The 14,231-nt window shown below is 68.2% G+C and carries 11 protein-coding genes; 8 read left to right on the top strand and 3 right to left on the bottom strand.

The genetic code is table 11. From position 1 onward, the window contains the following. Positions 1-2: 2 nt before the first annotated feature. On the bottom strand, positions 3-863 hold the full coding sequence (locus W7U_RS03750) for an LLM class flavin-dependent oxidoreductase (protein ID WP_008255034.1): 861 nt from the start codon (positions 861-863) through the stop codon (positions 3-5). Positions 864-937: 74 nt separating this feature from the next. Here W7U_RS03750 and W7U_RS03745 point away from each other — a divergent pair, with 74 nt between their 5' ends. From W7U_RS03745 to W7U_RS03710, 8 genes are all read left to right on the top strand, one after another. Beyond that, on the top strand, positions 938-2,017 hold the full coding sequence (locus W7U_RS03745; protein WP_036428666.1) for an acyl-CoA dehydrogenase family protein: 1,080 nt from the start codon (positions 938-940) through the stop codon (positions 2,015-2,017). A gap of 5 nt (positions 2,018-2,022) precedes the next feature. Next, complete coding sequence (locus W7U_RS03740; RefSeq protein WP_029385638.1) at positions 2,023-3,120, top strand: acyl-CoA dehydrogenase family protein; 1,098 nt, start codon at positions 2,023-2,025, stop codon at positions 3,118-3,120. Further along, positions 3,117-4,274, top strand: coding sequence for an acyl-CoA dehydrogenase family protein (locus W7U_RS03735; RefSeq protein WP_009957675.1), 1,158 nt, complete (start codon positions 3,117-3,119; stop codon positions 4,272-4,274). The genes W7U_RS03740 and W7U_RS03735 overlap by 4 nt, the downstream gene beginning before the upstream one ends. After that, on the top strand, positions 4,271-5,206 hold the full coding sequence (locus W7U_RS03730; protein ID WP_008255026.1) for an acyl-CoA dehydrogenase family protein: 936 nt from the start codon (positions 4,271-4,273) through the stop codon (positions 5,204-5,206). The genes W7U_RS03735 and W7U_RS03730 overlap by 4 nt, the downstream gene beginning before the upstream one ends. A gap of 134 nt (positions 5,207-5,340) precedes the next feature. Continuing rightward, entirely contained in the window at positions 5,341-6,849 is a 1,509-nt protein-coding gene (locus W7U_RS03725) for an AMP-binding protein (protein ID WP_008255024.1), read from the top strand. A 118-nt stretch (positions 6,850-6,967) separates the two neighbouring features. After that, positions 6,968-8,008 carry a hotdog fold thioesterase gene (locus tag W7U_RS03720; protein ID WP_008255023.1) on the top strand — a complete coding sequence of 347 codons (1,041 nt, stop codon included), beginning with the start codon at positions 6,968-6,970 and terminating at the stop codon, positions 8,006-8,008. Between the two features lie 80 nt (positions 8,009-8,088). Then, positions 8,089-9,297: an amidohydrolase family protein gene (locus tag W7U_RS03715; protein ID WP_008255021.1), complete on the top strand. Its 1,209-nt coding sequence runs from the start codon at positions 8,089-8,091 to the stop codon at positions 9,295-9,297. Between the two features lie 405 nt (positions 9,298-9,702). Continuing rightward, positions 9,703-11,670, top strand: a complete 1,968-nt coding sequence (locus tag W7U_RS03710; RefSeq protein ID WP_008255017.1) for a SpoIIE family protein phosphatase — start codon at positions 9,703-9,705, stop codon at positions 11,668-11,670. Here the strand turns inward: W7U_RS03710 and W7U_RS03705 are convergent. Beyond that, complete coding sequence (locus W7U_RS03705) at positions 11,667-12,911, bottom strand: acyl-CoA dehydrogenase family protein (RefSeq protein WP_008255015.1); 1,245 nt, start codon at positions 12,909-12,911, stop codon at positions 11,667-11,669. The two genes, W7U_RS03710 and W7U_RS03705, sit on opposite strands and share 4 nt — an antisense overlap. Further along, the gene (locus tag W7U_RS03700; protein ID WP_008255013.1) at positions 12,908-14,059 is read right to left on the bottom strand and encodes an acyl-CoA dehydrogenase family protein; all 1,152 of its coding nucleotides are present in this window, start codon (positions 14,057-14,059) and stop codon (positions 12,908-12,910) included. The genes W7U_RS03705 and W7U_RS03700 overlap by 4 nt, the downstream gene beginning before the upstream one ends. Positions 14,060-14,231: the final 172 nt, after the last annotated feature.

Raw genomic sequence — 14,231 nt, 5'->3', positions numbered from 1 at the left:
GCCTACGGCGCCGGGAACGGCTTGATCACCGATTCGCCGAACTCGTGCAACGAGTCCGGTGCGGCGAAGTCGGCGAACCAGACGTAGAACCGCTCGACCCCCTGCCCGGCCAGTCCGCTGAAGTGCCCGACCAGCTCGCGGGCATCCCCGCAGACCAGTCCGGATCCCAGGTTGCCGAATCGCCGGGTGCTCACCTCGCGCACGGTGTCGGGATCGGCGCCGGACCGGACGAAGCCCACCATCTGCTGGATGGACAACCGGGCCGTCCCGGCGGCCGTGGCCAGCGTCGGCAGCTTGTCGAGCTGATGGGCAGGCAGATTCCACCAATCCGCGTATCTGCGAACGAGTTCCATCATCCGGGGTCCGCTGCCACCCAGGACCAGCGGTATCGGGTAGGACCGACGCGGGGCCTGCGGCGCCACCGCGGCCTCCCCCGTCCCGTCGCCCCAGTACTGCCTGAGCAGCCTCAGGTGGCGGTCGAGCTGATCGACCCGTGCTCTCGGATCCTGCTGGCCGACATCGAATCTGGCGAACTCCGCGGGCCACGACCCCGCCCCCAGACCGAGCTCGAATCGGCCGCCGCACGCCTCTGAGAGGGTGACGGCCTGTTTGGCCAGCACCGCGGGATGCCGGAAGGCGTCGCAGAGCACCAGATGACCGATCCGCAGCCGCTCGGTCTTGGCGGCCACCCAGGTGGCGATCCCCATTGCCTCCCAGATGCTTTCGTCGGGCAGGCCGGGCGCCTCGAGGTGATCGATGAAAGCGATGCCGTCGAAACCGCTGGCCTCGGCCCGGCCCGCACGCTCGGTGATGTCGCCCGCCGACAACCGGACCTGCGGCAGGAACAGGTACCACTCGGCCATGCGCCACCTATGCGTCCGACCCCGTGTCATTGACGGCAGGGCTAGTTTATTATCTTTACTATGTTAGAGGTCTTATGGATGTAGGGCTGAACTCGGAGCAGTTGTCGCTCCGCGACGCCGTACGCGACATATTACGTACGGAGTGCCCGCCTGAGGCCGCCCGCCAAGCGCTCACGGATCCGGAGCGCTGGCGCGCCCTGTGGAAGACGGTCGTGGATCTCGGGTGGACCGAGCTCGCCGCCCCCTCCGAGGAAGAGGCGGGCGACTACGGGCCGGTCGAGCTCGCCGTGGTTCTCGAGGAATGCGGTGCCGCCCTCGCCCCGATCCCCTTGCTGAGCAGCGTCGGTCTGGCCGCGGGCGTGCTGCGTGACGCCGGACTCGACTCGGTCCTGGCCGACATCGCCGGTGGAACCGTGGCGACGCTGGCCGTCCACGCGCCCGGGTCGCGCCTGCCCGGGGCGCCGATGACCCTGAGCGACGGCCGGCTGCGCGGCCGTGCGGTCGCGGTCCCCCACCTGTCGCGCGCCGAGGTGGTCGTCACCCTTGCCCGCGACGACGCCGGTGACACCGTCGCGGCGGTCGCGCGTTGCGGCGACGGTGTCACCGTGGTGCCCGCGGCTGACTCCACCGACCCCGCCCAGCCGTTGGCGACGGCCGACATCGACGCCGAGCCCGTGGCCGTCGCGAGCGCCGACGTCGAGTCCGCATTGACGGCGCCGTGGGTGGCCTGCGCCGCGGACCTGATCGGCGTCGCGAGCGCCGCGTTGCGCCGCTCGGTCGAGCACGCGAAGTCGCGGCGCCAGTTCGGCCAACCGATCGGCGCATACCAGGGGATCAAACACGCGTTGGCCGACAACTACGTCGGCCTGGAACGCGCCCGCAGTCTGACGTATGCGGCCGCGGCCCGGCTCGCCGATCCGGCTGCGGCACCCGGCGACGCGTGGACCTCCGCCGCGCTCGCCAAAGCGGCGGCCGGTGACGCGGCCGCCGCCTGTGCGCGCACGGCGGTCCAGGTGCACGGCGCGCTCGGTCAGACCTGGGAGCACGACGTCCACCTCTACGTCAGGCGCGCCTGGCAGGGCGCCGCGCTGCTGGGCGACAGTCGCGCGCTCTACCACGAGGTGGGCCGCCGATTCTGCGGGGGCGCCGCGTGAGCCCGGTGGTGGACGAATTCGGCGCGTGGTTGGCGGAGTTCCTGCCCGACGACTACTACGAGAAGTATCGGCAGTACCGGTGGGACCTGGGCCTGCGGCGCGATTACCAGCGGGCCGCGTTCGAGGCCGGATGGATCCAGCCGACCTGGCCCCGCGAACACGGCGGACGGTCCCTCGGTCTGCGCGACGCCATGGAGGTCCGGCTCGAGGCCGCGCTGCGCTCGGCGCCCAAACTGCCCAACATCGCCGGTCCCAACGTCGCCGCGCCCGGCATTCGTCAGTTCGGCACCGCCGCCCAGGTCGAGCGCCTGCTCGTCCCGCTGTTACGCGGTGACGAATGGTGGGCGCTGGGCATGTCCGAACCCGAAGCCGGGTCCGATTTCGCCGGACTGCGCACGCGCGCCGAACGCGACGGCGACGTGTTCCGGGTCAACGGCCACAAGATCTGGACCACCCAGGCCCACAAGTCGCGGTGGTGCACCCTGTATGCCCGCACGGATCCCGATGCGCCGAAACACCGCGGCATTTCCTGCCTGATCCTGGATCTGCACGCGCCCGGGGTCAGGATCGAGCCGATCCGCATGGCCTCGATCTCCGACGAGACGTTCTGCGAGGTCTTCCTCGACGATGTCGAGGTGCCGGGCGACAACCTGCTGGGGCCGCTCAACGGCGGCTGGAATGTCGCCCTGTCGTCGCTGCAGCATGAACGCCAGATGATCTGGATCATGAACTGGGTCGAGATCAAACGCGGGCTCGAGGCGGTGCGCACCGCCGGCGGCGGGGTCTCGGGCGACGACGTCTACACCGAGCTCGGCTCGCTGATCGCCGACGCCGAAGCCCTGCGGGCCACCGGATATCGCGCGCTGGGCAACGAGCTGGCGGGGCGGCCCAGCCCAGAAGCCGACACCATGAAGCTGCTCGGATCGCTTACGTTGCAGCGTGTTTGGGAACTCGGCGCCGCCGCTGCGGGCCCGGAGTCGGCCGCCGATCCGGACCTGCTGTTCGAACGTCAGGACGCGCTGGCCGCGACCATCTACGGCGGAACGTCGGAGGTGCAGCGCAACATCATCGCCGAGCGGCTGCTCGGACTGCCGAAGGGATGACCACGATGGACTACGACCTCGGCGACGACGCCGGACAACTGCGAAGCCACCTGCGCGAGCTGGTCGCCAACCACATCCCCGCCGACTTCCTCGGCGCCTGCACCGAAAACCCGCAGGACCTCGCCACCACCGAGACGTTCTGCAAACTGCTGGCCACCGAGGGGCTGCTCGCGCTGGCGTGGCCGAAGGAGCATGGCGGCGGCGGGGGTTCGGTTTGGCAGCAGACGGTGCTGCGCGAGGAGATGTGGGCGCAACACGAGCCGCGCGGTCCGCAGTACATGGGGATCAACTGGGTCGGGCCGGCGCTGATGCGGTACGGGACCGAGGAACAGAAAGCCAAGCACCTGGCGGCCATCGCCGCCGGGGATGTCATCTGGTGCCAAGGCTTTTCGGAGCCCGAGGCCGGAACCGACCTGGTGTCGTTGCGTACCCGCGCCGTCGCCGACGGTGACGGATGGCGCATCACCGGGCAGAAGGTGTGGACCTCGTACGCGCTGATGGCGTCGTGGTGCGTGCTGGCGGCGTGCACCGACCCCGACGCCCCAAAACACAAGCGGCTCACCCTGTTTCTGATCCCGATGGACCGTCCCGGTTTCACCGTCCGGCCGATCCCGTCGATGCTGGGGCCGCACCATCTCAACGAGATGTTCCTGGACGACGTGCAGGCGTTTCCCGGCGACGTGCTCGGCGAGGTCGGCGACGGATGGCGGGTGATGCGCGAGGCGCTGGCCTTCGAGCGGGTGGGCATCGCCCGCTACGCGCGGTGCGAGTCGCTGCTCGAACGCATGCGCAGCCAGCTCGGCGACGAGTGGGACGAGCTGCCCGAGACGATTCGGACGCGGTGGGTGCGGGCGCTGGTCGACCTGCGGGTCGCCCGGCTGCTGGCCTATCGCGCCGTGTCACTGCAGGACGATCCGGCGGCGGGCGCGGCCGCCAGCGCCGCGCGCATCGTCACGACGACCCTCGATCAGCAGGTGGCCGAGCTGCTGTTCGACGTGCTGGGCCCCACGGCGCTGGACAGCGGCAGTTCCGCGCCGCTGCACGGGGCGATCGAAGACCATTGGCGTTACGCACAGGCGGCCACCGTCGCATCGGGCACCATCGAAGTGCAGAAGATGCTGGTGGCACGAGACGTGTTGGGAGGAAGCCGGTGAAAACCGATCTGCCACAAGACATCAGCGACTTCGCCGCCGTCGCGGGCAAGCGGCTCACCCGATTAGGCGGACCGCCGGCCGCGCTGCGCGCCGAGGCCGACGACTCCGTCCGGGACGCGGCCCGTGCCGCGTTGAACGAGGTGGGCGCGTTCGACCTGGACGTGCGCTCGTCCCCGGACGATCTGCTGGCCGCCGCGGTGCTGTGCCAGGCCGCCGGCGCCACGGTGCTGCCCTATCCACTTGTGGAGGAGCTGTTGTCGATCGATGGCGCGCGGCTGGCCCTGGTGAATCCGAAAGCCCCGCGCATCGACCACGGCGATTTGGCCGGCGACTGGATCGCCGCGGACCTGGACGGCAACCGGTACCGGCCGCGGCCGGCCGCGCGCACCGGCGCCAAGCTGGGGCCGTTCCTGGTTCCGGCGACCTTGGGCGCACCCGAGGGAAGCGTCGGAGCCCCCGACGTTAACCTTCATCTCGTGCTCGGATCATGGCGGATTCTGGGAGCGGTGCAGCAGTCGCTGCAGATCGTCACCGAGCACGTGCGCGCCCGGATCCAGTTCGGTAAGCCGCTCGCGGACTTTCAGGCCGTCAGGTTTGCCGTCGCGGACGCCGCCGTCGCGGTGCGCGGGCTGCACGAACTCGCGAAGTACACGATCTGCCGACCCGAATCGCTGCCGGCGCCGATCCATTCGGCCGACGCACTGGTGCTTCGGCTCAAAGCCGCCGACACCGCGCGCCAGGTGATGCGCACGTCGCACCAGTTACTCGGGGCCCTGGGTTTCTGCGACGAGTCCGACGTCAGCGTGCTCGACCGGCACACCCAGCCGCTGATCCGGTTGCCGCTGGGCACCGACGAACTCGCCCTGCGCCTGATCCCCAGCGTGTCGGACGGGTCGCTGGAGACGCTGTTCAGCGAGCCGGTATCTGCGTGAGCCGCCGCACGACGATTGAGGAGGAACGGCGAAGGTGACCGCCGGCGACGATGCAGAGCGAAGCGATGAGGAGGAGCGGCGAAGGTGACCGCCGGCGACGATGCAGAGCGAAGCGATGAGGAGGAGCGGCGCAGGTGAGTAGCGAACCTGTCGCGGCCGAAGCGGCGGCGAACCCGTTCGCCGACGGGGTTCCCTTCGGAACCAAGCTGCGAGAGCTCGCCGAACAACGTGGGAACGATGCCGGCGTCACGATCGTCGCGCTCGACGGCACCGCGCAGACGCTGACGTTCGGTGAGCTCGACGCCCGCGCCAACCAGTGGGGCCGCGCCCTCGCCGCCGCCGGCGCCGCAATCGGTTCCCTTGTGGCGCTTGCTATTCCGAATTCCCAGCATCTGGTGCTGGCGACGCTGGGGTGCTGGAAGATTGGCGCGGTTCCGGTGCCCATGCACTGGGATCTTCCCGAGTGGGAGCGCGACCGGGTGCGCGAGGTGATCGATCCCGCCGTCGTCGTCGATGAAAAGAGCCGCTGGGACCTCGACGCCCGCGCGGCCGCCGAGTCCGACGGCCCCCTGCCGGTGGCCGTCTCCCCCACCGCCAACGGGATCTGCAGCAGCGGTTCGACCGGCGTGCCCAAGGTGATCCTCAACCTGGCGCCCTCACTGTGGATCCCCCAGCAGGGCGAGCCGTTCCTGTCGAACTGGACACCGGTTTCCCAGCCGCAGACGATCATGGTGCCCGCGCCGATGTATCACACCAACGGCTTCGCCACCTTCCTCATGCTGCTGGCGGGCGACCATCTGGTGATACTCGAAAAGTTCGACGCCGCATTGGCTCTCGATGTGATCGAGCGCTTTCGGATCACCAACTTCACCGCGACGCCCACCATGCTGGCGCGCATCGCGGCCCGGCCCGACGTCCGGGAGCGCGACCTGTCCAGCATCGTCTTCATTCTGCAGGGCGCCGCGGTGATGCCGCCCTCGTTGCTGCATACGTGGTTCGAACTGCTCAGCCCGGAGCAGATCGTGACGGCGTACGGGATGACGGAAAATCTGGGGCTCACCGCGCTGCGCGGCGACGAGTGGCTCGCCCACCCGGGCAGCGTGGGCCGCGGATTCCGGGACACCGAGATCCGGATTCTGGACGCAGAGAAGCGGCCGCTGGGTCCCGGCGAGGACGGGGACGTGTATCTGCGGGCACCGATGAGCGCGGGGTATCGCTACCTGGGTGGGGCGCCCCCACTGCCGTCGACCGAGGACGGCTTCCGCTCCGCCGGGGACATGGGCCACCTCGACGAGGACGGCTTTCTCTACATCGTGGACCGCCGCGTCGACATGATCGTCAGTGGCGGCGCCAATGTCTTTCCCGCCGAGGTCGAGTCGGCGCTGGCCGGCCACCCAGGTATCGCCGACGTGGTCGTGATCGGGCTTGCCGATCCGCAGTGGGGGCGCCGCGTGCACGCGGTGATCCAGCGCGCCGAGGCCGACGGCGCCGAGCCCCTCACCGAGCAGGGCGTGATCGACTACGCGAAGAGCCGCCTGGCCCCCTACAAGGCGCCCAAGACGGTGGAATTCGTCGACGCGATACCGCGCACCGCGGCCACCAAGGTCAACCGCTCGGCGATGATCGCGGCGCGGGGCGGCTGAGCGTCCGACCGTCGGTCGGCGCGACGACCCAGAAGGTATGGCTTCGCGGATGGGCCCCAGGACGCGGTAACCTCATTCTCAGAGCGTAAGGACTGCGCCAGGGAAGGGAACAGCGCCGATGACCGCCCCCAATGACGAAGCCGAAGTGACGCGCGGCGACCGCTTCATCAAGACCGCCGTCGCGATCCTGGGCGAGACGGGACGCACCGACTTCACCGTGCAGGAGGTCGTCGCCCGCTCCAAGACGTCGCTGCGGGCCTTCTACCAACACTTCGCCAGCAAGGACGAACTACTTCTGGCGCTGTTCGACAGAACCATCGCTCAATCGGTTCAGGCCTGGCGCGCCGAAACCGCGGGACTGGACAGCACGTCGGCCCTGAAATTGCTGATCGATCGGCTCAGCGAGCAACCGGAATCGAGCACCCAGGACAGTCTGAATCGCGCGCTGACCCTCTACAACCAGCACTTGGCCGAGACTCGTCCCCGTGACTACGCCCGGGTGCTCACACCGTTGCACCGGCTGACTCGCGACATCGTCGGGCAGGGCATCACCGAGGGCGTCTTCAACCCCGGATTGGACGTCGGTGCGGCCGCCGCCATCGTCATGCAGACGGTGATGGGCGCGCAGCGATTGCGTTGGCTGGGTTCGGAATTGAACGGCGCACCCGTGGATACGGGCCACCTCTACGACTTCTGCAGCCGCGCGCTCGGCATCCGCGAGACGGACGAAGAGTCGACGGTCCCGTCGCTGGCCGAGCTGTTCGCTCAGATCGGCATGCGCCCGGGCAGCCGCAACGGCGAGTTCGCGATGACCATGCCGGTCAGCCCGCAAGTCGTCAACACGTCCGGCGCCCTGCAGGGCGGCTTGATCGCGACGCTGGTGGACGTGGCGGGCGGCCAATTCGGGCTGGATTACCTGGAGCCGGGCACCACGATGACGACCTCGGATCTGTTTGTGCGCTACCTGCGGCCCGTCCGCCAGGGCTCGGCGTTCGCGGTGCCCAAGGTGTTGCGATCCGGACGACGGGCGATGGTGATGCAGGTGGACATCTTCGGCGACGGAGACGGCGACGACGACGAATTGCTCGCCACGGCCACCGTGAACTTCGCCATCATCAACGGCGCGACGCCGACGATCGGGCCGCGGGCCGACGAATAACGCGGGTGTCCCTCGCTGCCCAGCGGTGGTAACGTCGTTACCACGCAATGAGAATTTAGACCATTTGCAAGGAGATCGCCATGCCGTCTCGCGAGCTTCCCTTCCCGGTTTTCGACGCGGACAACCACATGTACGAGCCGCAGGAGGCGCTCACCAAGTTCCTGCCGGACAAACGCAAGAACGTCATCGACTACGTCCAGGTGCGCGGCCGCACCAAGATCGTGGTGCGCGGCCACATCAGTGAATACATCCCCAACCCGACGTTCGAGGTGGTGGCACGCCCGGGCGCCCAGGAGGACTACTTCCGCAACGGCTCACAGGGCAAGAGCTATCGCGAAATCCTCGGCGAGCCAATGAAAGCCATCCCGGCCTTCCGCGAACCGGGCGCGCGCCTGGAGGTCATGGACGAGCTCGGCATCGACTTCGCGCTGATGTTCCCGACACTGGCCAGCCTGGTCGAGGAGCGCATGAAGGACGACCCGGAGATGACCCATGACGTCATCCACGCCCTCAACGAATGGATGTACGAGCAATGGTCGTTCAACTATAAGGACCGCATCTTTGCCACCCCGGTGATCACCCTGCCGATCGTGGACCGTGCGCTCGAGGAACTGCAGTGGTGCCTGGAGCGCGGCGCCCGCACGGTGCTGGTGCGTCCCGCGCCGGTGCCCGGCTACCGCGGCAGCCGGTCGTTCGGGCTCGAAGAATTCGACCCGTTCTGGCAGGCCTGCGTGCGGGCCGAGATCCCCGTTTCGATGCACGCCTCGGACAGCGGCTACTCCGAATTGCTCAACATCTGGGAGCCGGGCGACGAGTTCCTGCCGTTCAAGCCGACCGCCTTCCGCAGCCTGGCCATGGGCCATCGCCCCATCGAGGATGCGTTCGGTGCCCTGATCTGCCATGGCGCGCTGTCCCGCAACCCTGACCTGCGGATACTGTCCATCGAGAACGGCGCGGACTGGGTGCCGACCCTGTTCCGGGGCCTCAAGGGCGTCTACAAGAAGATGCCGCAGGCGTTCACCGAGGACCCGATCGAGACGTTCAAGCGGTGCGTCTACGTCAGCCCGTTCTGGGAAGACCGGTTCACCGAGATCGTCAACATGGTGGGCACCGACCGGGTGGTCTTCGGATCCGACTGGCCGCACCCCGAGGGCCTGAAAGACCCGATCACGTTCGTCGACGAGCTGGCCGATTTCAGCGACGAGGACAAGGCAAAGATCATGGGCGGCAACCTGATGAAGCTGATGAAGGTTTCCGCGCCGGCGTCGAAGAAGCCCGTCTCGGCCTGATCGCGCGCCGGGCGCAGTCCGCTGGACGGCCGAAACATGATGTGCGCCCGTTGCTTTGGGCGGCCATCGCGCACTCGCACGTCGGCAGCGCGTAGTCGATCCACCTGATTGCGGGTGTGGGCATGACGTGACGGGTCCGCGTGGCGCCGCCGATGGCGCACTCGTGCAACGCGTTTCCGCACCCACGCGCCACCGCCGATGGCTATCTCGATTTTCGGCAACGTCAATTTTGCGCGTCGCCGAATTCGCCGGATGTAACACTCCGGTATCAAACCGTTGCGATATGCAACTAATACCATTGCTAATCTGAACATCTACGTGTGCAAAATTGGTCGCTTGATTTGACCCGGTTACGACTCTGATTAGCCCGCAGGCCCGTCGAAAACTGCGAGGAGGAACGGCCAGATGGTGGCCGAAAAGGACTGGGACCGAACGGTCGGCGCGGCCGAGGACGTGCGGCGCGTCTTCGAGAATGTCCCCATGCTGTTGGTCGGCCTCGAAGGGCCCGAGCACCGATTCGTCGCGGTCAACGCGGCGTACCGCGTCCTCAGTCCGCCCATCGACTCGATCGGGCTGCTGACGCGCGAGGTCTATCCCGAACTGGTGAGCCAGGAAATCATCCAGATGTTCGACCGGGTGTACCAAACGGGCGAGCCGCAATCGGGAACAGAGTGGCGGGTCCAAGCCGACTTCGACGGCGCGGGGCAGGCGCAGGAACACTTCTTCGACTTCATCGTCACGGCACGCCGCGCCGAGGACGGCACGATCGAGGGCGTGCAGCTGGCGTTCACCGACGTCACAGACCGGGTGCAAACGCGGATGGCCGCCGAGGCGCGCCTCGAGGAGCTGTCCGAGCGGTACCGCAACGTCCGCGATTCCGCCACGGTCATGCAGCAGGCGTTGCTCGCGCCGTCGGTGCCCGTCATTCCCGGCGCGGATGTGACGGCGCAGTATCTCGTCGCCGCGGAGGACACCGCGGCCGGTGGCGACTGGTTCGATGCGATTCCCCTGGGGGACAGGCTGGTTCTCGTCGTCGGTGACGTCGTCGGCCATGGTGTCGAAGCGGCGGCGGTGATGTCGCAGCTGCGGACCGCGCTGCGGATGCAGGTCGTGGCGGGATATCCGATCGCCGAGGCGCTCGAGGCCGTCGACCGGTTCCGCAAGCACGTGCCCGGGTCGAACACGGCCACAATTTGCGTCGGCGCGCTCGATTTCGGCACCGGCGAATTCCGTTACTGCACCGCCGGACACCCGCCGCCGCTGCTGGTGACGTCCGACGCGACCTCGCGCTATCTCGAGCCTTCCGGCGCGGGTCCGCTCGGCAGCGGCACCGGGTTTCCGGTCCGCACCGAGTTCCTCGATGTGGGCGACTCGATCCTGCTGTACACCGATGGCCTGATCGAGCGGCCCGGTCGGCCACTGGGCGCCAGCACCGCGGAATTCGCCGAACTGGCCGCGAATATCGCCGGAGGCCAACGCGGCTTCGTCATCGAATCATCGATGCGAACGATCGACCGAATCTGTTCGGAGACACTGGAACTGCTGCTGCGCTCGACTGGCTACAGCGACGACGTGACACTGCTCGCGGCGCAACGCCGCACGCCACCCGCGCCGCTGAACATGACGCTGGACGCAACCCTGCACGCCGCCCGCGCCGTACGCACCCGGCTCCGGCAGTGGCTGGCGGAGATCGGCGCCACCGCCGACGACATCTCCGATGTCGTGCACGCGATCTCGGAGTTCGTCGAGAACTCGGTCGAGCACGGGTACGCGACCGACGTCTCCGACGGCGTTGTCGTCGAAGCGATGCTGTCCGGCGACGGCGATCTGCACATTTCGGTGATCGACCGCGGACGGTGGAAGGATCACCGCGAAGGCGAGACGGGCCGCGGCCGGGGCCTTGCCATGGCCGAAGCCTTGGTATCGGAGGCGCACGTCAGTCACGGCCCCGATGGGACGACCGCCAGGGTGACGCACCACCTGTCGCGGCCGGCGGACTTCGTCACCGACTCGCTGGTCAGCCGCGCGACCGGTCGGCGGACGGTCAACTCCGAATTCGTCTCCGCGGTCACCGAACCGGGCCGCATCGTGGTCAGCGGCGACGTCGATTCCAACACCGCATCCACGCTGGACCGTCAGATCGCGGTCGAAAGCCGTTCCGGCGTCGCACCGTTGACCATCGATCTCAGCGCGGTCACCCACCTCGGATCGTCGGGCGTCAGCGCCCTTGCCGCCGCGCGGGAGCGGGCACAACGACAGGGCAGTGAGTACGTGCTGGTTGCCCCGCCGGGAAGCCCGGCGCACCACGTCTTGTCATTGGTGCAGATCCCGGTGGTCAGCGGTCTGGCCGAGAACGTCGTCGCCGAGGGCTAGGACCGGTCGGACCGCTCGCCGTGCCGCACCTGGCTGAACGGCACCCCGCGGTCGGCGGCGTATTCGCGGGGAAAGCCCAGCACCCGCTCGCCGATCACGTTGCGGGCCATTTCCGTTGTGCCGCCGCCGATCGCGACCGTCTGCCGCGACAGGTAGCGCAGCCCCGCCTCCAGGCCGGCGCCCTGCTCCCCCACCACGCCGGCGCTTCCCGCGATCTCCAACGCCGTGTCGACGTCGGTGGTCACGGTCTCGGAGTGGAACAGTCTGATGAGCGTTCCGGCCGCCGGCGGCAGGACGCCGTCCCTGACACTGCGGTACACATGGCCGATCAACTGCTCGGCCACCGCCCGGTGCACCAGGACCCTGCCGGCCTTTTCCTGCACGCGTGGGTCGTCGGCCTGTCCGGTCTTCTCCACGAGGCCGACGTAGTCGACCGGGATCGCGTTGCCCCCCTCGCTGCCGCCGCCGCTGGCGAACTCCGAACCCTGCCCCACCGCGCGGCGTTCGTGGTACAGCTGTCGCGAGGCCACCGCCCAGCCGCCATTGACCTCCCCGACAACGGCGTCGTCTGGAACGTCGACTCCGTCGAGGAACTCCTCGCAGAACTCGGTGGAACCGCTCAGCATGGTGATGTGCCGCAACGTGATTCCCGGATGAGAGATGGGCACCAGGAACATGGTCAGGCCCTCGTGTTTGGGCACATCCCAGTTCGTGCGGGCCAGGCACAGGCCGTAATCGGCGGCGAACGCGCTCGTGCTCCACGTCTTGGCGCCGTTGATGATCCAACGATCGCCATCGCGCTCGGCCCGGGTGAGCACGCCGGCCAGGTCCGATCCGCCGCTGGGTTCGCTCAACAATTGCACCAGCACCTCATCGCCGCGCAGCGCCGCGGCGATGTGCTGCTTCTTCTGGTCTTCGCTGCCGGTGTCGAGCAGCGTGGCGCAGCAGATGGTGAACGTCGGGGTGTTGAGGATCAGGGGCATTTCGTAGTCGAGGGTTTCGGCGTCGAATGCCTTTTGGTATTCGTAGTCCAGCCCCAGACCGCCATACTCGCGGGGAAAGCAGATGCCGGCGAATCCGCCGTCGTACAAGCGCTTTTGGAGTTCTCGGGCCCGCAGCCAGGCCCGCTCGTCGTCGCGCGGGGCCGGTGGTGGGGCGTCGCGGTCGATGGCGGGCATGTTGTCGGCCAACCATGCCCTGGCCCGGGCGGCGAACTCTGCGACAGATTCGGTGTGCGTCATCTGCCCGAACGACCCGCCTTTTCGAACTCGTACACCCGCAGGTTGTGTTCCTCGGGCGTCCCAAACATGCTGCGGTACAACGTAACCCGGCGAAGGTACAGGTGCAGGTCATGCTCCCACGTGACACCGATGCCGCCGTGCATCTGTACGCAGGCCTGGACGATCTGGCCGGCCATCTCCCCCACGTAGGACTTCGCGATGCTGGCCGACAATCCCGCCTGCGGCGCGCGGCCCGCCACGTCGTCCACCGCCGCCCACGTGGTCGCCCGGCAGGCCTCCAGCCACAGCTTCATGTCGGCGAACTTGTGTTTGAGGGCCTGATACGACGCCAGCGGGCGACCGAATGTGTGCCGGTCCAGCGCCCACCGGGCGGTGAAGTCAAACACCGTTTGCAGGACGCCGACGACCTCGGCGCACTGCAACACCTGGGCGATCTGGCTTTGTCGATCGACCAGTGCGGGTGTCTCAGCGGCGGTGCCGACGGTCGCAGACCGGGGCACGACGACACCGTCGAAGCGCACGCGGGCGTATTGCTTGACCAAGTCGACCGACTGCTGGGGCTCGATGCTGACGCCCGGAGCGTCCGTCGGGACCAGAAACTGGCGAATCTCAGCGCCATTCGGGCCGCCGCGCGCCACCACCAGCAGCGCCGAGCTCTGGGCGGCCGCCTCGACGCGGTCCTTGACGCCGTCGATGCGGTAGCCGCCGTCGGTTTCGGTCGCCGTCACCGAGGGAGCCAGGGGCGCCCAGCCCTGGCCGGGCTCACAAACCGCCCACGACGCCACCGATTCACCCGCGATCAGCGCCTCGATGGCATCGGCGTGCGCTTCGGAGTTGGAGCACTCGCCGAGCGTCGACAGGACGGTGCTGACCGGATACAGCGGCCCGGGCGCGACCGTCTTTCCGAGCTGCTCGGCGACCATCGCCAGGTCGGCGAAGCCGCTCTCCGACACGCTCCCGCCGCCCAGCTCCTCCGGAACGAGCAGCCCCGTCCACCCGAGCTCCGCGGCGCGCCGCCACCACGCTGGGTCAAACGACGCCCCCTCGGCGTGTAGCTCCCGCACCCGGCGCAGCGGCGCTTCCTTTTCGAGAAAGGCCTGGGTCGTCGAGGTGAAGAGGACCTTTTCGGGGGAGTCGATGGTGGTCATGGTGCCGAGGGAATCCTTCTTGACATTCGATCGCTGCGGGTGCAACGGAAACGGTTTGGGTGTTTGATCATCCGCCCGATCGGTCCTCGGTTGGCTGGCATTTCTGATGTTAGCAACGGGCAATACGGTAAGAGATACCGGAGTTCAGTCGGTAAAAGCGGTGACGAGATTT

The organism is Mycobacterium sp. H4Y, assembly GCF_000364405.1.
Classification (GTDB): Bacteria; Actinomycetota; Actinomycetes; order Mycobacteriales; family Mycobacteriaceae; genus Mycobacterium; species Mycobacterium intracellulare.
Note: the sequence above shows the minus strand (reverse complement) of the source record. Positions and strands in the feature narration are given on the sequence as shown.

Bases quoted from the DNA above. Each gene is read 5' to 3' on its own strand.
- W7U_RS03735 (WP_009957675.1), top strand. From the start codon at position 3,117: ATGACCACGATGGACTACGACCTCGGCGACGACGCCGGACAACTGCGA.
- W7U_RS03710 (WP_008255017.1), top strand. From the start codon at position 9,703: ATGGTGGCCGAAAAGGACTGGGACCGAACGGTCGGCGCGGCCGAGGAC.
- W7U_RS03715 (WP_008255021.1), top strand. From the start codon at position 8,089: ATGCCGTCTCGCGAGCTTCCCTTCCCGGTTTTCGACGCGGACAACCAC.
- W7U_RS03705 (WP_008255015.1), bottom strand. From the start codon at position 12,911: ATGACGCACACCGAATCTGTCGCAGAGTTCGCCGCCCGGGCCAGGGCA.
- W7U_RS03745 (WP_036428666.1), top strand. From the start codon at position 938: ATGGATGTAGGGCTGAACTCGGAGCAGTTGTCGCTCCGCGACGCCGTA.
- W7U_RS03720 (WP_008255023.1), top strand. From the start codon at position 6,968: ATGACCGCCCCCAATGACGAAGCCGAAGTGACGCGCGGCGACCGCTTC.
- W7U_RS03700 (WP_008255013.1), bottom strand. From the start codon at position 14,059: ATGACCACCATCGACTCCCCCGAAAAGGTCCTCTTCACCTCGACGACC.
- W7U_RS03750 (WP_008255034.1), bottom strand. From the start codon at position 863: ATGGCCGAGTGGTACCTGTTCCTGCCGCAGGTCCGGTTGTCGGCGGGC.